The organism is Streptomyces asiaticus (assembly GCF_018138715.1).
GTDB lineage: Bacteria > Actinomycetota > Actinomycetes > Streptomycetales > Streptomycetaceae > Streptomyces > Streptomyces asiaticus.
On record NZ_JAGSHX010000006.1, the window covers coordinates 5,243,711 to 5,265,576 of the forward strand.

30 protein-coding genes are annotated in these 21,866 nt (G+C 68.1%); 28 read left to right on the plus strand and 2 right to left on the minus strand.

All coding sequences use genetic code 11. The features are described from left to right. Positions 1 to 2: 2 nt before the first annotated feature. The 5 genes from rpsG (at position 3) to KHP12_RS29775 (ending at position 5,851) form a co-directional block, all read left to right on the plus strand. Positions 3 to 473 carry a 30S ribosomal protein S7 gene (gene rpsG / locus KHP12_RS29755; RefSeq protein WP_014178748.1) on the plus strand — a complete coding sequence of 157 codons (471 nt, stop codon included), beginning with the start codon at positions 3 to 5 and terminating at the stop codon, positions 471 to 473. 38 nt (positions 474 to 511) lie between these two features. Further along, positions 512 to 2,632, plus strand: a complete 2,121-nt coding sequence (gene fusA, locus KHP12_RS29760; protein WP_037952877.1) for an elongation factor G — start codon at positions 512 to 514, stop codon at positions 2,630 to 2,632. A 225-nt stretch (positions 2,633 to 2,857) separates the two neighbouring features. Then, positions 2,858 to 4,051 (plus strand): elongation factor Tu, encoded by a 1,194-nt coding sequence (gene tuf, locus KHP12_RS29765; protein ID WP_037952879.1) that lies wholly within the window; start codon positions 2,858 to 2,860, stop codon positions 4,049 to 4,051. Positions 4,052 to 4,164: 113 nt separating this feature from the next. Then, positions 4,165 to 4,752, plus strand: coding sequence for a hypothetical protein (locus KHP12_RS29770; RefSeq protein WP_086880016.1), 588 nt, complete (start codon positions 4,165 to 4,167; stop codon positions 4,750 to 4,752). Then, the gene (locus tag KHP12_RS29775) at positions 4,745 to 5,851 is read left to right on the plus strand and encodes an SRPBCC family protein (RefSeq protein WP_211833918.1); all 1,107 of its coding nucleotides are present in this window, start codon (positions 4,745 to 4,747) and stop codon (positions 5,849 to 5,851) included. Before KHP12_RS29770 ends, KHP12_RS29775 begins: the two co-directional genes overlap by 8 nt. A 283-nt stretch (positions 5,852 to 6,134) precedes the next feature. Here KHP12_RS29775 and KHP12_RS29780 read toward each other — a convergent pair whose 3' ends face one another. Next, on the minus strand, positions 6,135 to 8,288 hold the full coding sequence (locus KHP12_RS29780; protein WP_086880018.1) for a PIG-L family deacetylase: 2,154 nt from the start codon (positions 8,286 to 8,288) through the stop codon (positions 6,135 to 6,137). A 267-nt stretch (positions 8,289 to 8,555) separates the two neighbouring features. Beyond that, a complete protein-coding gene (locus KHP12_RS29785; RefSeq protein ID WP_086880019.1) occupies positions 8,556 to 9,368 on the minus strand; it encodes a DUF3152 domain-containing protein in 813 nt (270 codons plus the stop codon). Positions 9,369 to 10,007: 639 nt separating this feature from the next. On the opposite strand from KHP12_RS29785, the gene rpsJ reads away from it, so the two are divergent. The 23 genes from rpsJ (at position 10,008) to KHP12_RS29900 (ending at position 21,858) form a co-directional block, all read left to right on the plus strand. Beyond that, positions 10,008 to 10,316, plus strand: a complete 309-nt coding sequence (rpsJ, locus tag KHP12_RS29790; protein ID WP_003948644.1) for a 30S ribosomal protein S10 — start codon at positions 10,008 to 10,010, stop codon at positions 10,314 to 10,316. 13 nt (positions 10,317 to 10,329) lie between these two features. After that, a complete protein-coding gene (gene rplC / locus KHP12_RS29795; protein ID WP_020869262.1) occupies positions 10,330 to 10,974 on the plus strand; it encodes a 50S ribosomal protein L3 in 645 nt (214 codons plus the stop codon). Positions 10,975 to 10,982: 8 nt separating this feature from the next. Continuing rightward, positions 10,983 to 11,636 carry a 50S ribosomal protein L4 gene (gene rplD, locus KHP12_RS29800; protein WP_037952891.1) on the plus strand — a complete coding sequence of 218 codons (654 nt, stop codon included), beginning with the start codon at positions 10,983 to 10,985 and terminating at the stop codon, positions 11,634 to 11,636. Continuing rightward, on the plus strand, positions 11,636 to 11,962 hold the full coding sequence (gene rplW / locus KHP12_RS29805; protein WP_020869260.1) for a 50S ribosomal protein L23: 327 nt from the start codon (positions 11,636 to 11,638) through the stop codon (positions 11,960 to 11,962). The genes rplD and rplW overlap by 1 nt, the downstream gene beginning before the upstream one ends. A 47-nt stretch (positions 11,963 to 12,009) precedes the next feature. Beyond that, positions 12,010 to 12,846: a 50S ribosomal protein L2 gene (rplB, locus tag KHP12_RS29810; protein WP_030835102.1), complete on the plus strand. Its 837-nt coding sequence runs from the start codon at positions 12,010 to 12,012 to the stop codon at positions 12,844 to 12,846. Positions 12,847 to 12,858: 12 nt separating this feature from the next. Further along, entirely contained in the window at positions 12,859 to 13,140 is a 282-nt protein-coding gene (rpsS, locus tag KHP12_RS29815; RefSeq protein ID WP_020869258.1) for a 30S ribosomal protein S19, read from the plus strand. 40 nt (positions 13,141 to 13,180) lie between these two features. Further along, entirely contained in the window at positions 13,181 to 13,528 is a 348-nt protein-coding gene (gene rplV / locus KHP12_RS29820; RefSeq protein ID WP_014054168.1) for a 50S ribosomal protein L22, read from the plus strand. Continuing rightward, positions 13,528 to 14,358 (plus strand): 30S ribosomal protein S3, encoded by an 831-nt coding sequence (rpsC, locus tag KHP12_RS29825; RefSeq protein WP_037952894.1) that lies wholly within the window; start codon positions 13,528 to 13,530, stop codon positions 14,356 to 14,358. The genes rplV and rpsC overlap by 1 nt, the downstream gene beginning before the upstream one ends. Positions 14,359 to 14,362: 4 nt before the next feature. Next, on the plus strand, positions 14,363 to 14,782 hold the full coding sequence (gene rplP, locus KHP12_RS29830; RefSeq protein ID WP_009715875.1) for a 50S ribosomal protein L16: 420 nt from the start codon (positions 14,363 to 14,365) through the stop codon (positions 14,780 to 14,782). Beyond that, positions 14,782 to 15,006, plus strand: coding sequence for a 50S ribosomal protein L29 (gene rpmC, locus KHP12_RS29835; protein WP_009715874.1), 225 nt, complete (start codon positions 14,782 to 14,784; stop codon positions 15,004 to 15,006). Before rplP ends, rpmC begins: the two co-directional genes overlap by 1 nt. Continuing rightward, positions 15,006 to 15,293, plus strand: coding sequence for a 30S ribosomal protein S17 (gene rpsQ / locus KHP12_RS29840; protein ID WP_014054172.1), 288 nt, complete (start codon positions 15,006 to 15,008; stop codon positions 15,291 to 15,293). Before rpmC ends, rpsQ begins: the two co-directional genes overlap by 1 nt. A 100-nt stretch (positions 15,294 to 15,393) precedes the next feature. Next, complete coding sequence (gene rplN, locus KHP12_RS29845) at positions 15,394 to 15,762, plus strand: 50S ribosomal protein L14 (RefSeq protein WP_003998823.1); 369 nt, start codon at positions 15,394 to 15,396, stop codon at positions 15,760 to 15,762. A 3-nt stretch (positions 15,763 to 15,765) separates the two neighbouring features. Next, positions 15,766 to 16,089 carry a 50S ribosomal protein L24 gene (rplX, locus tag KHP12_RS29850; RefSeq protein WP_014054173.1) on the plus strand — a complete coding sequence of 108 codons (324 nt, stop codon included), beginning with the start codon at positions 15,766 to 15,768 and terminating at the stop codon, positions 16,087 to 16,089. Next, positions 16,089 to 16,649, plus strand: coding sequence for a 50S ribosomal protein L5 (rplE, locus tag KHP12_RS29855; RefSeq protein WP_020869255.1), 561 nt, complete (start codon positions 16,089 to 16,091; stop codon positions 16,647 to 16,649). The genes rplX and rplE overlap by 1 nt, the downstream gene beginning before the upstream one ends. Positions 16,650 to 16,652: 3 nt before the next feature. Beyond that, complete coding sequence (locus tag KHP12_RS29860; protein WP_003956452.1) at positions 16,653 to 16,838, plus strand: type Z 30S ribosomal protein S14; 186 nt, start codon at positions 16,653 to 16,655, stop codon at positions 16,836 to 16,838. Positions 16,839 to 17,047: 209 nt separating this feature from the next. Continuing rightward, complete coding sequence (gene rpsH / locus KHP12_RS29865; protein WP_037952895.1) at positions 17,048 to 17,446, plus strand: 30S ribosomal protein S8; 399 nt, start codon at positions 17,048 to 17,050, stop codon at positions 17,444 to 17,446. 20 nt (positions 17,447 to 17,466) lie between these two features. Continuing rightward, entirely contained in the window at positions 17,467 to 18,006 is a 540-nt protein-coding gene (gene rplF, locus KHP12_RS29870; RefSeq protein ID WP_037952896.1) for a 50S ribosomal protein L6, read from the plus strand. Between the two features lie 3 nt (positions 18,007 to 18,009). Continuing rightward, positions 18,010 to 18,393, plus strand: a complete 384-nt coding sequence (gene rplR, locus KHP12_RS29875) for a 50S ribosomal protein L18 (RefSeq protein ID WP_020869251.1) — start codon at positions 18,010 to 18,012, stop codon at positions 18,391 to 18,393. A 43-nt stretch (positions 18,394 to 18,436) separates the two neighbouring features. Then, on the plus strand, positions 18,437 to 19,042 hold the full coding sequence (gene rpsE, locus KHP12_RS29880) for a 30S ribosomal protein S5 (protein WP_020869250.1): 606 nt from the start codon (positions 18,437 to 18,439) through the stop codon (positions 19,040 to 19,042). Positions 19,043 to 19,044: 2 nt separating this feature from the next. Further along, positions 19,045 to 19,227, plus strand: coding sequence for a 50S ribosomal protein L30 (gene rpmD, locus KHP12_RS29885; RefSeq protein ID WP_037952898.1), 183 nt, complete (start codon positions 19,045 to 19,047; stop codon positions 19,225 to 19,227). Position 19,228: 1 nt separating this feature from the next. Beyond that, a complete protein-coding gene (rplO, locus tag KHP12_RS29890; protein ID WP_051573167.1) occupies positions 19,229 to 19,684 on the plus strand; it encodes a 50S ribosomal protein L15 in 456 nt (151 codons plus the stop codon). A gap of 204 nt (positions 19,685 to 19,888) precedes the next feature. After that, a complete protein-coding gene (gene secY / locus KHP12_RS29895) occupies positions 19,889 to 21,202 on the plus strand; it encodes a preprotein translocase subunit SecY (protein WP_020869246.1) in 1,314 nt (437 codons plus the stop codon). Next, a complete protein-coding gene (locus KHP12_RS29900) occupies positions 21,202 to 21,858 on the plus strand; it encodes an adenylate kinase (RefSeq protein ID WP_086880020.1) in 657 nt (218 codons plus the stop codon). Before secY ends, KHP12_RS29900 begins: the two co-directional genes overlap by 1 nt. Positions 21,859 to 21,866 lie beyond the last annotated feature (8 nt).

Here is a 21,866-nt window from a genome sequence, read left to right on the forward strand (position 1 = left end):
GAATGCCTCGTAAGGGTCCCGCCCCGAAGCGCCCGGTCATCATCGACCCGGTCTACAACTCTCCTCTGGTGACGTCCCTCATCAACAAGGTCCTGCTGAACGGCAAGCGCTCCACTGCCGAGCGCATTGTCTACGGCGCCATGGAGGGCCTGCGCGAGAAGTCCGGCAACGACCCGGTCATCACCCTCAAGCGCGCGCTGGAGAACGTCAAGCCGACCCTCGAGGTCCGCTCCCGCCGTGTCGGTGGCGCCACCTACCAGGTGCCGGTCGAGGTCCGTCCCGGTCGCTCCTCCACCCTCGCGCTGCGCTGGCTGGTGGGCTACTCCCGCGCCCGTCGTGAGAAGACCATGACCGAGCGCCTGATGAACGAGCTGCTGGACGCCAGCAATGGTCTGGGCGCCTCCGTCAAGCGTCGCGAGGACACCCACAAGATGGCCGAGTCCAACAAGGCCTTCGCGCACTACCGCTGGTAGTCGCTACCCCATCGAGAACCGAGAGAAGACTGAGCCATATGGCCACCACTTCACTTGACCTGGCCAAGGTCCGCAACATTGGGATCATGGCCCACATCGACGCGGGCAAGACGACCACCACCGAGCGGATCCTCTTCTACACCGGCGTGAGCTACAAGATCGGTGAAGTCCACGATGGCGCCGCCACCATGGACTGGATGGAGCAGGAGCAGGAGCGCGGCATCACCATCACGTCCGCCGCGACGACCTGTCACTGGCCGCTCGAGAACGTCGACCACACGATCAACATCATCGACACCCCTGGGCACGTCGACTTCACCGTTGAGGTGGAGCGCAGCCTGCGCGTGCTCGACGGTGCCGTGACGGTGTTCGACGGCGTGGCCGGCGTCGAGCCGCAGTCCGAGACGGTGTGGCGTCAGGCGGACCGCTACGGCGTTCCGCGTATCTGCTTCGTCAACAAGCTCGACCGCACCGGTGCGGAGTTCCACCGCTGCGTCGACATGATCACGGACCGCCTCGGCGCGGTGCCGCTGGTCATGCAGCTGCCGATCGGCACCGAGGCCGACTTCAAGGGCGTGGTCGACCTCGTCCAGATGAAGGCGCTGGTCTGGTCCGCCGAGGCGACCAAGGGCGAGATGTACGACACCGTCGACATCCCGGACACCCACACCGAGGCCGCCGACGAGTGGCGCGGCAAGCTGCTCGAGGGCGTCGCCGAGAACGACGAAGAGATGATGGAGCTGTACCTCGAGGGCGAGGAGCCCACCGAGGAGCAGCTGTACGCGGCGATCCGCCGTATCACCATCGCCTCCGGCAAGGGCGGCGGCACCACCGTCACCCCCGTGTTCTGCGGCACCGCGTTCAAGAACAAGGGCGTGCAGCCCCTGCTCGACGCGGTCGTCCGGTACCTGCCGTCGCCGATCGACATCGAGGCGATCGAGGGCCACTCGGTCAAGGACCCCGACGAGGTCATCAAGCGTCGTCCTTCCGAGGAAGAGCCGCTGTCGGCCCTGGCGTTCAAGATCGCGAGCGACCCGCACCTCGGCAAGCTCACGTTCATCCGTGTGTACTCCGGCCGCATGGACGCCGGCACCCAGGTGCTGAACTCCGTGAAGGGCAAGAAGGAGCGCATCGGCAAGATCTACCGGATGCACGCGAACAAGCGTGAGGAGATCGACTCGGTGGGTGCCGGCGACATCGTCGCCGTCATGGGTCTGAAGCAGACCACCACCGGTGAGACCCTCTCCGACGCGGCGAACCCGGTGATCCTGGAGTCGATGGACTTCCCGGCCCCGGTCATCGAGGTGGCCATCGAGCCGAAGTCCAAGGGCGACCAGGAGAAGCTGGCCGTCGCGATCCAGCGGCTTGCCGAGGAGGACCCGTCCTTCCGCGTCAAGACCGACGAGGAGACCGGCCAGACGATCATCTCCGGCATGGGCGAGCTGCACCTCGATGTGCTGGTCGACCGCATGCGCCGGGAGTTCAAGGTCGAGGCCAACGTCGGCAAGCCGCAGGTGGCCTACCGCGAGACGCTGCGCAAGCCGGTCGAGCGGTACGACTACACGCACAAGAAGCAGACTGGTGGTTCCGGCCAGTTCGCGAAGGTGCAGATCGCGCTGGAGCCGCTCGAGGGCGATGGCTACGAGTTCGAGAACAAGGTCACCGGTGGCCGCATCCCGCGGGAGTACATCCCGTCGGTGGACGCGGGCTGCCAGGAGGCCATGGAGTTCGGCGTGCTCGCGGGCTACCCGCTGACCGGTGTGAAGGTCACCCTGCTCGACGGTGGCTACCACGAGGTCGACTCGTCCGAGATGGCGTTCAAGATCGCCGGTTCGATGGCCTTCAAGGAGGCCGCCCGCAAGGCCAGCCCGGCCCTGCTCGAGCCGATGATGAAGGTCGAGGTCACGACGCCCGAGGACTACATGGGTGACGTGATCGGCGACATCAACTCCCGTCGCGGGCAGATCCAGTCCATGGAGGACCGGAGCGGCGCCAAGCTGGTCACCGGCCTGGTTCCGCTGTCGGAGATGTTCGGCTACGTGGGCGACCTGCGCAGCAAGACGTCCGGCCGCGCCAGCTACTCCATGCAGTTCGACTCCTACGCCGAGGTTCCGCGGAACGTCGCTGAGGAGATCATCGCGAAGGCCAAGGGCGAGTAAGGCGGGTTCATCCGCATTTCTCACCCTTTAGGCTGGAAGCACAAGGCATCGGGGTATTCCGTTGTGGAGCGCGTTCACCGCGTTCCATGACGGGCCCCGGCCGCCGGCCCCCATACGAATACGGCGAAGGGCATCCCCCTCGGGGTCCTGGCCGGTTCGGTAAGACCACCTGAACCCATCCGCAAAGTGTGGATGCGTACAGAACCACTCCACAGGAGGACCCCAGTGGCGAAGGCGAAGTTCGAGCGGACTAAGCCGCACGTCAACATCGGCACCATCGGTCACATCGACCACGGTAAGACCACCCTTACCGCTGCGATCACCAAGGTGCTGCACGACGCGTACCCGGACCTGAACGAGGCCTCGGCCTTCGACCAGATCGACAAGGCTCCTGAGGAGCGCCAGCGCGGTATTACCATCTCCATCGCGCACGTCGAGTACCAGACCGAGTCGCGTCACTACGCGCATGTTGACTGCCCCGGTCACGCGGACTACATCAAGAACATGATCACCGGTGCGGCGCAGATGGACGGCGCCATCCTCGTGGTCGCCGCTACCGACGGCCCGATGCCGCAGACCAAGGAGCACGTGCTCCTGGCCCGCCAGGTCGGCGTGCCGTACATCGTTGTCGCCCTGAACAAGGCCGACATGGTGGACGACGAGGAGATCCTGGAGCTCGTCGAGCTCGAGGTCCGTGAGCTGCTCTCCGAGTACGAGTTCCCGGGCGACGACGTCCCGGTCGTCAAGGTCTCGGCGCTCAAGGCGCTCGAGGGCGACGCCGAGTGGGGCAAGTCCGTCCTCGACCTGATGAAGGCCGTCGACGAGTCGATCCCGCAGCCGGAGCGCGACGTCGACAAGCCGTTCCTGATGCCGATCGAGGACGTCTTCACCATCACCGGCCGCGGTACGGTCGTCACCGGCCGTATCGAGCGCGGTGTGCTGAAGGTCAACGAGAACGTCGACATCATCGGCATCAAGCAGGAGAAGACCTCGACCACCGTCACCGGTATCGAGATGTTCCGCAAGCTGCTCGACGAGGGCCAGGCCGGTGAGAACGTCGGTCTGCTGCTCCGCGGCATCAAGCGCGAGGACGTCGAGCGCGGCCAGGTCATCATCAAGCCGGGCTCGGTCACCCCGCACACCGAGTTCGAGGCCCAGGCGTACATCCTGTCCAAGGACGAGGGTGGCCGCCACACGCCGTTCTTCAACAACTACCGTCCGCAGTTCTACTTCCGTACCACGGACGTGACGGGCGTTGTGACCCTCCCCGAGGGCACCGAGATGGTCATGCCGGGCGACAACACCGAGATGTCCGTCCAGCTGATCCAGCCGGTCGCCATGGAGGAGGGCCTGAAGTTCGCCATCCGTGAGGGTGGCCGGACCGTCGGCGCCGGCCAGGTCACCAAGATCAACAAGTGACCTGACGCTCCCCGGAGCAAAGAGCCCCATTCGCCTTTGGCGGGTGGGGCTCTTTCGTATGTGGGTACCCGGCCGTCCACATCGAAGCCGCGTTCGACTTCGGGAGCGAACAGATGATGACAAATGGCAAGATCGCGGTCGCGGTCGTGGGGGGCTACCTCCTCGGGCGTACCAAGAAGGCGAAACTCGCCGTCGGGCTGGGCATGTTGCTGGCCGGTAAGAAGATCACGCTGGATCCGCAGCAGCTGAAGAAGTCCCTCGCCGAGGCGCCGCTGCTGAGCGGCCTCAACTCGGAGGTGCGCAAGGAGCTGGTCGACGCCACCCGGCAGGCCGCGACCAAGGCCGTCTCCGGCCGGGTGAGCGGCCTCGCCGACTCGCTGCACGAGCGCACGGCGCTGCTGCGCGGCGAAGGCGGGGACGAGGACGAGGACGAGAAGGCCGACGCCGAGGACGAGCGGGACCGGGGCGAGGACGAGGAGCCCGCCGAGGGGCCGGAGGGCGAGGCGGAACCCGAGCCGAAGCGGAAACCGAAGCCGTCGAGGCCGCCGCGCAAGGCGGCGGCCAAGGCCCCGGCCCGCCCGGCGAAGAAGACCGCCGCGTCCGGTTCCGGTACGGCGAAGAAGGCCGCGGCCAAGAAGACCACGGCGAAGAAGGCCGCCGCGAAGAAGACCGCCAGGACCGCGGGGGGCCGCAATGGCTGACACGCTCGGCAAGCTCAAGGACGACATCGTCAAGAACCCGGCCACCGACCGTCTGAAGGACGAGCTGCGCGACTATCTCCAGGCACGGGCGACCCATGCGATCTCCGGCCTCGGCTCGGGCCTCGCCAAGGGCGCGCAGTCCCTCTCCGAGGGCAGGTCTCCGGGGCAGGCCCTGATGAAGGCCGGTACGTCCCGGCTGAAGGACTCGCTCAAGGACTCGCTGAAGGAGAAGGTCAAAGGGGTCTTCGGCAAGGGTGGCAAGGGCAAGAGCGGGGGCGGCAAGTCCAAGAGCGTGACGGTCGTCGAGGACATCGACGTGGGGGTGCCGGTCCGCGAGGCGTACAACCAGTGGACCCAGTTCCAGGAGTTCAGCACCTTCGCCAAGGGGGTCGTCAGCGTCGAGAAGGCCGACGACACCAGCAGCAACTGGAAGGTGAAGGTCGCCAAGTCCACCCGCAGCTGGAAGGCCAACGTCACCGAGCAGGTGGCCGACGAGCGGATCAGCTGGACCACGGAGGGGGCGAAGGGCACCGTCAAGGGCGTCGTCACCTTTCACCCGCTCGGGGACAACCTCACCCGGGTGCTGCTGGTTCTCGAGTACTTCCCCAAGGGGCTCTTCGAGAAGACCGGCAACATCTGGCGGGCCCAGGGCCGACGGGCCCGGCTCGATCTGAAGCTCTACCGGAAGTTCATCATGATGCGCGGCGAGGCCACGGACGGCTGGCGCGGCGAGATCCGGGACGGCGAGGTGGTGCAGGACCACGAGACGGCCGTGGAGGAGGAAGAGCGCGAGCAGGCCGACGAGACCGGTGAGGCCGGCGAGACCGGCGAGGGCGAGGAGACCGGGGGAGACGCCGATGAGCCGGACGAGGCGGCCGAGGCTGAGGATGAGTACGAGGAGGAGCCCGAAGGCGCCGAGCCCGAGGAGTACGACGAGGAGTACGAGGAGGAGCCGGAGGCCGCCGGGGAGCCGGACGAGGCCGAAGAGCCGGAGGAGCCGGAGGAGCCGGAGGACGCCGAGGACGCCGAGGCGTATGAGGAGCCCGAAGAGGAACTCGAGGAGGAATCCGGCCGCCGCCCCGCCGCGGCCCGCCGCTGAGCACCCCCGGCGACCGCCGGACATGACGGGGCCCCACCCGGACGCAAGACGCGGGGTGGGGCCCCGGCCATGCCGCACGAAGGAGGCCATGGCCGCACGGGGATCGCGAAGGCCGCACGCGGAGTCGGGCAGGCGGCCGACTCGGGGATCCGGACGGAACGCGGCCCGGGGACGTCGCCGGGGCGCCGCGCGGCGATGGGGCCGGACACACGCTGGGGGCGCGCCCCGGACGACGTGCGCCGGGTGATGCCCCGGCGCGCCGGCCCGCGGACGCGGACCGGGGCTACGCCCGCGAGGTTGGGCGGGGGCGCCAGATCCAGGGGGTGGCGTCGGGGGACAGGCCCACCACGCAGACGCCCTGGTGGCCGTCGTCCGCCAGGAGTGCCGGGGCGCCGACCGGAGTCAGATGGCCGGGGGAGCGCAGCGGTTTGGCGTCCGGGCCGGTGCCGTACTGGACCTGGACCTCCCCGCCCAGGTCGCGGCCGACCAGCAGCAGCGTCTTCGCCTCGCGGCGGCCGGACGGTTCGGCCACGGTGTGGGCGGCGATCGCCCCGTAGCCCTCGAAGTGCCGCACCGTGAGGGAGGTTTCGCCGTGGACGGTGGGCACGGTGGCCGTGGGGGTGCGGTAGATCAGCTCGAGCGTGCCGTCGGGGGCCACCGCGGCGCCCAGCTGATCGCCGCCGGGGCGCGGCAGACCGGACGGCGGGCGCAGGGCGACCGGGCCGCCGGCCCACTCCTGGGCCCAGTGGTGGACGGTGTCGCGGCCGGGGGCGAGGACATGGACCTGTCCCTCGGCGTCCAGCAGCGCGGTCAGCCCGTCCTGGATCTCGGCGCCGCCGAGCCGCTGCCAGGGACCCCAGTGGCCCTTCGCGTCCCGTACTCGGGTGGCCAGGCCCTTGTCCGCGGTCCGTACGAAGAGGTGCACCCGGCCGTCCGGGGTGGCGACCGCCGCCGGGCAGCCGACCCGGCGGCCGTGCTCGGGGTCGGTCTCGGGGGTGCCGAGGCCGGTCCAGGCGCGGAACGGGCCGTCCGGGCGGCGCTGCTCCAGCACCACGATCTCGCGCAGGTCGCCCGCGCCCTGCCCCGCCAGCGCCGCGAACCGCAGCGCGAACAGCACCTGCCGCCCCGCGCTGTCCCGCACCGCGGCGAGTGCCGGGGCGAGCGGTCCGCCGCCGAGCCCCTGCGGCGCCCCGAACCGTCCGCTGCCGGGCCCGGTCTCGCGCCACCGCACGGCCTGGGTGCCGAGCACGCCGTACGCCACGAGCCGCCCCTGGGCGTCCGTGGTGGGCGCGGGCAGCGAGGCGGGGTAGCGGTAGTGGGTGGAGCGGATCCAGCCCTTGCGGTTCCGCAGCGGGCGCACCCCGCCCTGGCTGTAGTCGCCGCAGCCGGCCGCGTTGCCGCAGTCCCAGTCCGGCGCACCGCCGTAGGACTTGATGGCCCGGGCCTTCTGGGCGAGCACCGCGGGCGGCAGATTGTGCGGCCAGCGCTGGTTGTAGTAGCCGCGGAACGCGGTGGTGGTGAAGCGCGGGGCGTGCTTGTCCCGCTGGGTGGCGGCGGCCACCCACTGGGCGATCGCCTTCCAGGTGAACAGCGCGACCGGGGTGTGGTCGCGGTGGTCCGAGCAGCCCGGCTGATCGTTGTCCTTGGGGTGCAGGACGTCGTGCACCTGGAAGTCGGGGTCCGGGTCCAGCGTGTGGATCAGCGTGGGCCGATAGCGGTCCATGATCCCGGCGAGCACGTCGACCAGCGTCTGATGGCCGTACGAGCTGGGGTGCGCCACGGGGGAGTCGGTGGCCAGGAGGGTGCGCATCACGGTGCCCGGGGTGTTCCACAGCGCCGGGATCCGTACGCCGCCGTCCGACAGCATCGCGAGGTTGAGGAAGATCAGCCGGGCGCTGCGGGCGCCGTTGGCGAGGGTGTTGGTCTCCGCCGTGACCCCGCCGGGAAGCCGCAGCACCGACCGCTGCCAGGGCGCGAACTGGTTCAGACCCATCATCTGCGCGTACGCCTGCCGCAGCCCCTGGTGGCGGGAGGCGGAGTACGCGGCCTTGTCGGCGTGCGGGATCGGCGTCCCGGCCTGATGGTTGATCCCCCGGGCCTCACCGGCCGTGACGTACACGCACACCACCGGGACGCCGGAGCGCAGCACATGCTCGGCGTCCGGGTTCATGAAGTACAGATCGTCGTCGGGGTGCGCCATGATCTGCAACAGCAGCGCCCGCTTGTCGCCCACCGCCGAGGTGAACGGCTCCGCCGCCCCGGGCTCACTGGCCCGCGCGGGCTCCGCTGCCGCGCCGCGCGCATGTCCGGCGCCGCATCCGGCGATCCCGGTGATCCCGGCGACCCCCACGGCTCCCCCGGCGGTGAGCGCCGCCAGCGCGGCGAGCGTCTGCCTGCGGGTGGTCCGCGCCCCCCGCGATGTCCATCGACTGTTCAATTTGGTGACCCTGTCACTTCGGCAGCGCGTAGTCTCCGGCTGCTCCAAGTGAAGAGACGGTCGATGATCTTGACAGGTTGTCCGGTGGCCGGGAGGTGTCGGTCACAGATCGGACACATCGTCACCACGGGGCCGACGCATACCGCCGGGGGCCGACCCCTCCGCCGCGATGATCATCGCCAGCCCCTTGCCGAGGTCGCCGCCCGCGCCCTCCTTGCCAAGGCGGTGGCGCGGTGCGGGTTTCGTCTCGGCCCGGCGTGCCGAACCTCACGGGACCGCCGGGCCCCCGATGTACCTGCCCTTCGCGCTGTAGGGCCACTCGTTCGCGACACAGCCCTTGAGCCCGTATATCTGCTGCATCATCACCGGCGCCCGTTTGCCCTTCCCGGGGCAGGTCTCGTGGCCGTGGCCGATGCGGTGGCCGACCTCGTGGTTGACGATCAGTGCCCGGTAGCCGCTGATGGGGCCGGAGAACTCCGGTGAGCCGGTGTTCCAGCGTTTGAGGTTGACCATGATCTGGGAGCCGGCGTCGCAGTTGACCTCGCCATGGGTGTCCAGGCCCACGGCGCCGCAGATCTCGTCGACCGTGTCCGGGGTGGCGATCTTCACCTCGAAGTCGGAGGGGCCGTCGGCGACCGGCTGGAAGGAGTGCTCGCCGTCGTTGGTCCAGCCGCGCTTGTCGGCGAGGATCGCCGAGATCTCGGCCGCGGCCCGCTTCGCGTCGACGCCGGTGCCCTTCTCCACCATGACCTTGAACCGCCGCGGATCGCTTCCCTTGCCGATCACCGCGCCGGAGGACCTCGCGGTGACGAACTCGCCGGTCGCGGTGGTGGGGGAGCCGGGGCGAGGTCTGGAGGTGGCCGAGATGGCGTCGGGCGGCAGGGCTGCCGGGGCCGTGGCGCGGGCCGCGCCCTTGCCGCCGCCGTCGGCGTCGCGTAACGCGAACACGACCCCGGCGATCAGGGCCGCACCGGCGGCCAGTGCCACCGCCACGTTCCGGGGGCGGGCGCTCCGGGTGGTGCGCCCCCGTCGTCTCGGTGGTGAGGTGGACGGGCCGGGGGCCTGCGCGGTGGAGGTCATGGGGGCGCTTCCAGGAGGTGTCGGCGGGGCGGGTGAATCGGCCGCGTGCATGCCGCGTGCGCATGCCGGTGCCCCGGAGTGCGAGTGTGTCGTGTGTTCCCCTGGGGACAGACGTGTGGGGAGGGTGACCGGTTGGGGGCGCGTGCCCTGCTGTGCGCCGGGTCACATGGGGTGACGTCCCGGATCTCGCACTCGCACGTGACGCACGTCACACTGTGCCCCGGCCTCCGGTGCGTGCCGATGCGCGCCAAGTTTGAAGTGCGCCCCGCGAGGGGTACGCTTCCGGGCCCCTGATTGGCGTCCGGAGCAGCCGCTATGGCACACTAGCCAGGTTGCTCGGTTGAGTGCCGATGCTGCGCGCCTCCCGCCGGGAGGACCGGAAGCGAGTCCCACAGTACTCGTCGCCCCTGATCAGGGGCGGAAGTACGGGAATCTTCCGGGAAGCGTCAGCGGGGCCCCAGCCAGGCACCCGGTGGGTGACTTTCTCCCCCAGCAACCCCCTTCATCAGGGATCTCCGTGCGGAGATTTATGGGAAGGGCTGCGACACGCCCGACCGCGTGGGTCGGGAGTGAGGTGGAGGAGGGCACGAACGCCATCGGGTCCCAGAGCGTTACGAGAGACAGGACTACGAAGTAGCCATGGCGGGACAGAAGATCCGCATCCGGCTCAAGGCTTACGACCACGAGGTCATCGACTCCTCGGCGAAGAAGATCGTCGAGACGGTGACCCGGACTGGTGCGTCGGTCGCGGGCCCGGTGCCGCTGCCCACAGAGAAGAACGTGTACTGCGTCATCAAGTCGCCGCACAAGTACAAGGACTCGCGCGAGCACTTCGAGATGCGTACGCACAAGCGCCTCATCGACATCCTCGACCCCACTCCGAAGACGGTTGACTCGCTGATGCGTCTCGACCTGCCGGCGGGCGTCGACATCGAGATCAAGCTCTGAGGTGACGCGCGAGATGGCTAAGCAGATCAAGGGCGTCCTGGGCGAGAAGCTCGGCATGACGCAGGTGTGGGACGAGAACAACCGCGTCGTCCCGGTCACCGTCGTCAAGGCCGGTCCCTGCGTCGTGACCCAGGTCCGCACCGATGACGCGGACGGCTACAGCGCCGTCCAGATCGCCTTCGGCGAGATCGACCCGCGCAAGGTGAACAAGCCGCTCAAGGGCCACTTCGCCAAGGCGGATGTGACCCCGCGCCGCCACCTGGTGGAGCTGCGTACCGCCGACGCCGGCGAGTACACCCTCGGCCAGGAGGTCACGGCCGAGGTGTTCGAGTCCGGTGTCAAGGTCGACGTGACCGGCACCAGCAAGGGCAAGGGCACCGCCGGTGTCATGAAGCGCCACGGCTTCGGTGGCCTCGGCGCCGGCCACGGCACCCAGCGCAAGCACCGCTCGCCGGGCTCCATCGGTGGCTGCGCCACCCCGGGCCGCGTGTTCAAGGGCCTGCGCATGGCCGGCCGCATGGGCAATGAGCGGGTCACCACCCAGAACCTGACCGTCCACGCCGTTGACGCGGAGAAGGGTCTGCTCCTGATCAAGGGAGCGGTTCCTGGTCCGAACGGCGGCCTCGTCCTGGTCCGTACCGCGGCCAAGGGGGCCTGAGGTAACCGATGAGCACCATTGACATCCTTTCGCCGGCAGGCGACAAGGCCGGGTCCGTCGAACTCCCCGCGGAGATCTTCGACGCGCAGGTCAGCGTTCCGCTGATCCACCAGGTCGTCGTCGCCCAGCTGGCCGCTGCCCGCCAGGGCACGCACAAGACCAAGACCCGTGGTGAGGTCCGCGGCGGTGGCAAGAAGCCGTACCGCCAGAAGGGCACCGGCCGCGCGCGCCAGGGCTCGACCCGCGCGCCGCAGTTCGCCGGCGGTGGCGTCGTGCACGGCCCCGTGCCGCGCGACTACAGCCAGCGCACCCCGAAGAAGATGAAGGCCGCCGCGCTGCGCGGTGCCCTCTCCGACCGGGCGCGTCACGAGCGCATCCACGTCGTGACCGGCGTGGTCGACGGTGAGATCTCCACGAAGGCCGCGAAGGCCCTGCTGGGCAAGATCAGCGAGCGCAAGAACGTGCTCCTGGTCGCCGAGCGGAGCGACGAGGCCGCGTGGCTGTCCGCCCGCAACCTGCCCCAGGTGCACATCCTGGAGCCGGGCCAGCTGAACACGTACGACGTGCTCGTCTCCGACGACGTGGTCTTCACCAAGGCCGCCTTCGAGTCCTTCGTGGCTGGTCCCAAGGCCGCTGAGAAGACCGAAGGGAGCGCCGCCTGATGAGTGAGGCGACCGCTGTCACCAGCAAGACCTTCACCGACCCCCGCGACGTTCTCGTCAAGCCGGTGGTCTCGGAGAAGAGCTACGCGCTGCTGGACGAGAACAAGTACACGTTCATCGTCGACCCGCGCGCGAACAAGACCCAGATCAAGCAGGCCGTCGAGGCGGTCTTCTCGGTCAAGGTCACCGGGGTCAACACGATCAACCGCCAGGGCAAGCGCAAGCGCACCCGCACCGGCTACGGCAAGCGCAAGGACACCAAGCGCGCCATCGTGACCCTCGCCGAGGGCGACCGCATCGACATCTTCGGCGGCCCGGTCTCCTGACGGAGATCGGAACGTCCAGAAGTCCGGAATCTTCCGAGGACTGAGAAATGGGTATCCGCAAGTACAAGCCGACGACCCCGGGCCGTCGTGGCTCCAGCGTCGCCGACTTCGTCGAGATCACGCGGTCCACGCCGGAGAAGTCGCTGGTCCGCCCGCTGCACAGCAAGGGTGGTCGTAACAACGCCGGCCGCATCACGGTCCGCCACCAGGGTGGCGGTCACAAGCGTGCGTACCGCGTGATCGACTTCCGCCGTCACGACAAGGACGGCGTCCCGGCGAAGGTCGCACACATCGAATACGACCCCAACCGCACCGCGCGCATCGCGCTGCTGCACTACGCCGACGGCGAGAAGCGCTACATCCTCGCCCCGCGTGGCCTGAAGCAGAACGACCGCATTGAGAACGGCCCCGGCGCCGACATCAAGCCCGGTAACAACCTCGCGCTGCGCAACATCCCGGTTGGTACCACGCTCCACGCCATCGAGCTGCGGCCCGGCGGCGGCGCGAAGTTCGCCCGCTCCGCGGGTGCCTCCGTGCAGCTGCTGGCGAAGGAGGGCTCCATGGCCCACCTGCGCATGCCGTCCGGTGAGATCCGCCTGGTCGACGTCCGCTGCCGCGCCACCGTCGGCGAGGTCGGCAACGCCGAGCAGTCGAACATCAACTGGGGCAAGGCCGGCCGCATGCGCTGGAAGGGCGTCCGCCCGACCGTTCGTGGTGTGGTCATGAACCCCGTCGACCACCCGCACGGTGGTGGTGAGGGCAAGACCTCCGGTGGTCGCCACCCGGTCTCGCCGTGGGGTCAGAAGGAGGGCCGTACGCGCTCGCCGAAGAAGGCCAGCAACAAGTACATCGTCCGCCGCCGCAAGACGAACAAGAAGCGCTAGGAGCGGGTTTAGATGCCGCGCAGTCTCAAGAAGGGGCCCTTCGTCGACGACCACCTGATCAAGAAGGTGGACACGCAGAACGAAGCAGGCACCAAGAACGTCATCAAGACCTGGTCCCGCCGCTCGATGATCGTCCCGGCCATGCTCGGCCACACGATCGCGGTGCACGACGGCCGCAAGCACGTCCCGGTGTTCGTCACCGAGTCGATGGTCGGCCACAAGCTCGGCGAGTTCGCGCCGACCCGCACCTTCCGCGGCCATGAGAAGGACGACCGCAAGTCGCGTCGTCGCTGATCAGCGGAAAAGACTCATGACAGACACTGAAGGGACAACCATGGAAGCCAGGGCCCAGGCGCGGTACATCCGCGTCACGCCCATGAAGGCCCGCCGCGTGGTGGACCTCATCCGTGGCATGAGCGCCACGGAGGCCCAGGCGGTCCTGCGTTTCGCCCCGCAGGCCGCGAGCGTGCCGGTCGGCAAGGTGCTGGACAGCGCCATCGCCAACGCCGCGCACAACTACGACCACACCGACGCCGACAGCCTCGTCATCTCCGAGGCGTACGTCGACGAGGGCCCGACCCTGAAGCGGTTCCGTCCGCGTGCCCAGGGCCGCGCCTACCGGATCCGCAAGCGGACCAGCCACATCACCGTGGTCGTCAGCAGCAAGGAAGGAACCCGGTAATGGGCCAGAAGGTAAACCCGCACGGGTTCCGGCTCGGCATCACCACCGACTTCAAGTCGCGCTGGTACGCCGACAAGCTGTACAAGGACTACGTCAAGGAAGACGTCGCCATCCGCCGGATGATGACGAAGGGCATGGAGCGCGCCGGTATCTCCAAGGTGGAGATCGAGCGCACCCGTGACCGCGTCCGCGTCGACATCCACACCGCCCGGCCGGGCATCGTCATCGGCCGCCGCGGCGCGGAGGCCGACCGTATCCGCGGCGAGCTGGAGAAGCTCACCGGCAAGCAGGTGCAGCTCAACATCCTCGAGGTGAAGAACCCCGAGGTGGACGCTCAGCTGGTGGCCCAGGCCGTCGCCGAGCAGCTCTCCTCCCGCGTCTCCTTCCGCCGCGCCATGCGCAAGTCGATGCAGAGCTCGATGAAGGCCGGCGCCAAGGGCATCAAGATCCAGTGTGGTGGCCGTCTCGGCGGCGCCGAGATGTCCCGCTCGGAGTTCTACCGCGAGGGCCGCGTGCCCCTGCACACGCTCCGCGCGAACGTCGACTACGGCTTCTTCGAGGCCAAGACCACCTTCGGCCGCATCGGCGTCAAGGTGTGGATCTACAAGGGCGACGTGAAGAACATCGCCGAGGTCCGCGCCGAGAACGCCGCCGCCCGCGCCGGCAACCGCCCGTCGCGCGGTGGCAGCGACCGCCCGCAGCGCCGTGGTGGCGAGCGCGGTGGCCGCGGCCGTAAGCCGCAGCAGTCGGCCGCGCCCGCCGAGGCCGGCAAGGCCGAGGCGCCCGCCGCGGCGGCGGCCGAGCCCAGCGCAGCCGGAAAGGAGAGCTGACCCCATGCTGATCCCTCGCAGGGTCAAGCACCGCAAGCAGCACCACCCCAAGCGGTCCGGCATGGCCAAGGGCGGTACGGAGCTGGCGTTCGGCGAGTACGGCATCCAGGCCGTCACCCCGGCGTACGTCACCAACCGTCAGATCGAGGCCGCTCGTATCGCGATGACCCGCCACATCAAGCGTGGCGGCAAGGTCTGGATCAACATCTACCCGGACCGTCCGCTGACGAAGAAGCCCGCCGAGACCCGCATGGGTTCCGGTAAGGGCTCGCCGGAGTGGTGGGTCGCGAACGTCAAGCCCGGTCGGGTGATGTTCGAGCTGTCCTACCCGAACGAGAAGACTGCGCGTGAGGCGCTCACCCGCGCTGCTCACAAGCTCCCGATGAAGTGCCGGATCGTTCGGCGCGAGGCAGGTGAGTCGTGATGGCGGCCGGTACCAAGGCGTCCGAGCTGCGTGAGCTGAACAACGAGGACCTCGTTGGCAAGCTGCGTGAGGCCAAGGAAGAGCTGTTCAACCTCCGCTTCCAGGCGGCGACCGGACAGCTCGAGAACCACGGCCGGCTGAAGGCCGTCCGGAAGGACATCGCCCGGATCTACACCCTGATGCGGGAGCGCGAGCTCGGCATCGAGACGGTGGAGAGCGCCTGATGAGCGAGACGAATGTGACTGAGAACGCAACGCAGAACCGCGGCTTCCGCAAGACCCGTGAGGGTCTGGTCGTCAGCGACAAGATGGACAAGACCGTCGTCGTCGCAGTCGAGGACCGCGTCAAGCACGCGCTGTACGGCAAGGTCATCCGCCGTACCAACAAGCTCAAGGCGCACGACGAGCAGAACGCCGCGGGTGTCGGCGACCGCGTCCTCCTGATGGAGACCCGGCCGCTGTCCGCGACCAAGCGCTGGCGCGTCGTCGAGATCCTCGAGAAGGCCAAGTAATTCCTGCGGGCAATAGTCCGCAGGACAGTTCCGCCAGGCTCGGCAGGGGCTGGATATATCCAGCCCCTGCCGGGAACCGGCAGACGATCAGGAGATAGACGTGATCCAGCAGGAGTCGCGACTGCGCGTCGCCGACAACACGGGCGCGAAGGAGATCCTTTGCATCCGTGTTCTCGGTGGCTCCGGTCGCCGCTACGCGGGCATTGGTGACGTCATCGTCGCCACCGTCAAGGACGCGATCCCCGGTGGCAACGTGAAGAAGGGTGACGTCGTCAAGGCGGTCATCGTGCGCACCGTGAAGGAGCGCCGCCGCCCGGACGGTTCGTACATCCGCTTCGACGAGAACGCGGCCGTCATCCTCAAGAACGATGGCGACCCCCGCGGCACCCGTATCTTCGGCCCGGTGGGCCGTGAGCTGCGCGAGAAGAAGTTCATGAAGATCATCTCGCTCGCGCCGGAGGTGCTGTAACCGATGAAGATCAAGAAGGGCGACCTGGTCCAGGTCATCACCGGTAAGGACAAGGGCAAGCAGGGCAAGGTCATCGCGGCCTTCCCGCGCGAGGACCGAGTCCTGGTCGAGGGTGTCAACCGGGTCAAGAAGCACACCAAGGCCGGACAGACCGCTCGTGGTTCGAAGACCGGCGGCATCGTGACGACCGAGGCCCCGATCCACGTGAGCAATGTGCAGCTCGTGGTGGAGAAGGACGGCAACAAGGTCGTCACCCGCGTCGGATACCGCTTCGACGACGAGGGCAACAAGATCCGCGTTGCCAAGCGGACCGGTGAGGACATCTGATGACTGCCACCACCACTGCACCGCGCCTCAAGGCGCGCTACCGCGAAGAGATCCAGGGCAAGCTGCAGGAGCAGTTCTCCTACGAGAACGTCATGCAGATCCCGGGTCTGACCAAGGTCGTGGTCAACATGGGTGTGGGCGACGCCGCCCGCGACTCCAAGCTGATCGAGGGCGCCATCCGCGACCTCGCCACGATCACCGGCCAGAAGCCCGCCGTCACCAAGGCCCGTAAGTCCATCGCGCAGTTCAAGCTGCGTGAGGGCCAGCCGATCGGCGCCCACGTCACCCTCCGCGGTGACCGCATGTGGGAGTTCCTGGACCGTCTGGTGTCGCTCGCGCTGCCGCGTATCCGCGACTTCCGCGGTCTGTCGCCGAAGCAGTTCGACGGCCGGGGCAACTACACCTTCGGTCTCACGGAGCAGGTCATGTTCCACGAGATCGACCAGGACAAGATCGACCGCGTCCGGGGTATGGACATCACCGTGGTGACCACGGCGACCAACGACGAAGAGGGCCGCGCCCTACTGCGTCACCTCGGCTTCCCGTTCAAGGAGGCGTGAGCCGTGGCGAAGAAGGCTCTCATTGCCAAGGCCGCCCGCAAGCCCAAGTTCGGCGTGCGTGCCTACACGCGCTGCCAGCGCTGCGGACGTCCGCACTCCGTGTACCGCAAGTTCGGCCTGTGCCGCGTGTGCCTTCGTGAGATGGCTCACCGTGGCGAGCTGCCGGGCGTGACCAAGAGCTCCTGGTAATCAGCCCTTACGGGTTGATACCGGGCTCTCGGTAAGCAAATGGATGGCGAGCCCCGCCCTTCCGCTCCCGTAGAGTAGAAGGGTTGGGCGCTCGCCGCCCAGAATCCTTACTACGCCGTAGGTCCCCGCGCCGCACCCGTGCCCGCCACTGAGCGGGTGAGAGGGATGGCGCATACAGGAAACCCCGGCGAGAGAGGCCGAAGGCCATCATGACCATGACCGATCCGATCGCAGACATGCTGACGCGTCTGCGAAACGCGAACTCGGCGTACCACGACTCCGTCGTGATGCCCCACAGCAAGATCAAGTCGCATATCGCGGAGATCCTCCAGCAGGAGGGCTACATCACCGGCTGGAAGGTCGAGGACGCCGAGGTCGGCAAGAGCCTCATCCTCGAGCTGAAGTTCGGCCCGAACCGCGAGCGCTCGATCGCCGGCATCAAGCGGATCTCGAAGCCGGGCCTGCGGGTCTACGCAAAGTCCACCAACCTGCCGAAGGTGCTCGGCGGCCTGGGCGTGGCGATCATCTCCACGTCGCACGGGCTCCTCACCGACAAGCAGGCCGGCAAGAAGGGCGTGGGTGGGGAAGTCCTCGCCTACGTCTGGTAACCAGGGAACGGAGGAAGCACATGTCGCGCATTGGCAAGCTGCCCATCCAGGTTCCCGCTGGTGTGGACGTCACCATCGATGGCCGCACGGTCGCCGTGAAGGGTCCCAAGGGCTCTCTCTCGCACACCGTCGCCGCGCCGATCGAGGTCGCCAAGGGTGAGGACAACGTCCTCGTTGTCACCCGCCCGAACGACGAGCGTCAGAACAAGGCCCTGCACGGCCTGTCGCGCACGCTGGTGGCGAACATGATCACCGGCGTGACCCAGGGCTACAGCAAGGCGCTCGAGATCAGCGGTGTCGGTTACCGCGTCCAGGCGAAGGGCTCCAACCTGGAGTTCTCCCTGGGCTACAGCCACCCGATCCTGGTCGAGGCCCCGGAGGGCATCTCCTTCAAGGTGGAGTCCCCGACCAAGCTGAGCGTCGAGGGCATCGACAAGCAGAAGGTCGGCGAGGTCGCCGCGAACATCCGCAAGCTGCGCAAGCCCGACCCGTACAAGGCCAAGGGCGTGAAGTACGCGGGCGAGGTCATCCGCCGCAAGGTCGGAAAGGCTGGTAAGTAAGCCATGGCATACGGTGTGAAGATTGCCAAGGGCAACGCTCGCAAGGCCGCTGCCGTCAAGCGGCGTCACATCCGCGTCCGCAAGCGGGTCTCCGGTACGCCGGTCCGCCCCCGCCTCGTGGTGACGCGCTCCAACCGTCACATGGTGGCGCAGGTCATCGACGACATCGCGGGCCACACCCTGGCCTCGGCGTCTACGCTGGACAGCTCCATCCGGGCGGCCGAGGGCGACAAGAGCGCCCAGGCGCAGCAGGTCGGCGCCCTGGTGGCCGAGCGGGCGAAGGCCGCGGGCATCGAGGCCGTCGTGTTCGACCGCGGTGGCAACAAGTACGCCGGGCGCATCGCCGCTCTGGCGGACGCCGCCCGCGAGGCCGGGCTGAAGTTCTGAGCCCCGGTTCCAACGCAAAGCGGAAACGAGAGAGGTAAATCCAATGGCTGGACCCCAGCGCCGCGGTGGCGGCGCCGGTGGCGGCGAGCGGCGGGACCGGAAGGACCGGCGGGACGGTGGCGCTGCCGCCGAGAAGACCGCTTACGTCGAGCGTGTTGTCGCGATCAACCGCGTCGCCAAGGTTGTGAAGGGTGGTCGTCGCTTCAGCTTCACCGCGCTGGTCGTGGTGGGCGACGGTGACGGCACCGTGGGTGTCGGTTACGGCAAGGCCAAGGAGGTGCCGGCCGCGATCGCCAAGGGCGTGGAGGAGGCCAAGAAGCACTTCTTCAAGGTCCCCCGGATCGCCGGCACCATTCCGCACCCGATCCAGGGTGAGGAGGCCGCGGGTGTCGTGCTGCTGAAGCCGGCGTCGCCCGGTACCGGTGTGATCGCCGGTGGCCCGGTGCGTGCCGTGCTGGAGTGCGCGGGCATCCACGACGTGCTGAGCAAGTCGCTCGGCTCGTCGAACCCGATCAACATCGTGCACGCCACGGTGGCCGCTCTGCGGGGCCTTCAGCGCCCCGAGGAGATCGCCGCCCGTCGTGGTCTGCCGCTCGAGGACGTCGCCCCCGCCGCTCTGCTGCGGGCGCGTGCCGGGGTGGGTGTGTGAGCATGGCCCGCCTCAAGATCACGCAGACGAAGTCGTACATCGGCAGCAAGCAGAACCACCGCGACACTCTGCGTTCGCTCGGGCTGAAGAAGCTCGGCGACGTGGTCGTCAAGGAGGACCGCCCCGAGTTCCGCGGCATGGCGCAGACCGTGCGGCACCTCGTGACGGTCGAGGAGGTCGACTGACATGGCGGAGAACAACCCGCTGAAGGTCCACAACCTCCGGCCCGCCCCGGGCGCCAAGACCGCCAAGACCCGTGTCGGTCGTGGTGAGGCGTCCAAGGGTAAGACCGCTGGTCGTGGCACCAAGGGCACCAAGGCCCGCTACCAGGTTCCGGAGCGCTTCGAGGGTGGGCAGATGCCCCTCCACATGCGGCTCCCGAAGCTCAAGGGCTTCAAGAACCCGTTCCGCACCGAGTACCAGGTCGTGAACCTGGACAAGCTGGCCGCGCTCTACCCCGAGGGTGGCGAGGTCACGGTGGCCGACCTGGTCGCCAAGGGTGCGGTTCGCAAGAACCAGCTCGTCAAGGTGCTGGGCTCCGGTGAGGTCTCCGTGGCGCTCCAGGTGACGGTCGACGCCGTCTCCGGCTCCGCCAAGGAGAAGATCACCGCCGCCGGTGGCACCGTCACCGAGCTCGTCTGAGCACGGTGCGTTTCTGACCGGGGGTGCCCCAGATACGGGGCATCCCCGGTTGGTCGTTCCAAGCGGGGCCGGGTCGCCGGTAAGGTGGCTGGCGTTGTTACCTTCCGCGCGGTACGTCTCCGCGCGGGTCCTGGCTGATAAGTATCCGTCGATCCTCAAGACCGTCACCTCTCGCGAAGCGACGCGGGGGGCGCAGGAGGCACCGTGCTCACCGCGTTCGCCCGGGCGTTCAAGACGCCCGACCTGCGCAAGAAGCTGCTGTTCACGCTGGGCATCATCGTGCTCTTCCGGCTCGGGCAACATATCCCGATCCCGGGCATCGACTACAAGAACGTCCAGACGTGCATGGACCTCGCCAAGGGCCAGCAGGGGCTGTTCGGCCTGGTCAACATGTTCAGTGGTGGCGCACTGCTCCAGATCACCATCTTCGCGCTAGGGATCATGCCGTACATCACGGCGAGCATCATCCTCCAGCTGCTGACCGTGGTGATCCCGCGCCTTGAGGCCCTCAAGAAGGAGGGCCAGGCCGGTCAAGGGAAGATCACGCAGTACACCCGCTATCTGACCATCGCGCTGGCGATCCTCCAGGGCACCGGCCTGGTGGCCACCGCCCGCAGCGGCTCGCTCTTCCAGAGCTGCCCGGTCGGCGGTCAGATCGTCAGGGACGACTCGATCTTCACCACCGCCGTGATGGTCATCACGATGACCGCGGGCACCGCGCTGATCATGTGGCTCGGTGAGCTGGTCACCGACCGCGGCATCGGCAACGGCATGTCGATCCTGATGTTCGTCTCCATCGCCGCCGGTTTCCCGAGCGCGATGTGGAGCATCAAGCAGCAGGGCAAGATCATGGACGGCTGGCTGGAGTTCGGCCTGGTGATCCTCTGTGGTCTGGCCATGGTCGGCCTGGTGGTCTTCGTCGAGCAGGCCCAGCGCCGAATCCCCGTGCAATACGCCAAACGCATGATCGGCCGTCGCTCGTACGGCGGTACGTCCACCTACATCCCGATGAAGGTGAACCAGGCGGGTGTGATCCCCGTGATCTTCGCCTCATCGCTGCTGTACATCCCGGCGCTGATCGTCCAGTTCTCCAATTCGAAGGCCGGCTGGGCGACCTGGATCTCGCAGAACTTCGTCAAGGGCGACCACCCGATCTACATCGCCACGTACTTCCTGCTGATCGTCTTCTTCGCATTCTTCTATGTCGCCATCAGCTTCAACCCCGAAGAAGTTGCCGACAACATGAAGAAGTATGGTGGGTTCATCCCGGGTATCCGGGCTGGTCGTCCCACCGCGGAGTACCTGAGCTACGTGCTGAACCGCATCACGTGGCCCGGTGCGCTCTATCTGGGCTTGATCGCCCTGGTGCCCACGGTGGCGCTGGTGACGCTCAACGCCAATCAGAACTTCCCGTTCGGCGGCACGAGCATCCTGATCATCGTGGGTGTCGGCCTGGAGACTGTGAAGCAGATCGAGAGCCAGCTTCAGCAGCGACACTACGAAGGGTTCCTCCGCTGATGCGAATCGTCCTCGTCGGGCCTCCGGGAGCCGGCAAGGGTACGCAGGCCGCGTACCTCGCCGAGAAGCTGTCGATCCCGCATATCTCCACCGGCGACCTGTTCCGCGCGAACATCAGCCAGGGCACCCCCCTCGGCAAGCAGGCACAGGAGTACATGCGGGCCGGACAACTGGTACCGGACGAGGTCACCATCGCCATGGCGGAGGACCGGCTGGACCAGGAGGACGCGCAGCAGGGCTTCCTGCTGGACGGGTTCCCGAGGAACCAGGTCCAGGCCGAGGCCCTGGACGCCTACCTGGGGCAGCGCGGTGTCTCGCTGGACGCGGTGCTGGACCTGGAGGTCCCCGAGTCCGAGGTGATCAAGCGCATCGCCGGCCGTCGTACCTGCCGCAATGACAGCTCGCACACCTTCCATGTGGAGTACAAGCCGCCGAAGGTCCCGGGCGTGTGCGACGTCTGCGGCGGCGAGCTGTACCAGCGCGAGGACGACAGCGAGGAGACGGTCCGCAAGCGCCTCGAGGTCTACCACCGGGAGACCGAGCCGATCATCGACTACTACAAGGCCAAGGGCCTGGTCGTGACGATCTCGGCGCTGGGCAAGGTGTCCGAGGTCACCCAGCGGGCGATGGACGCCCTGGCCGCCAAGGCGGCCTAGCGATCGCA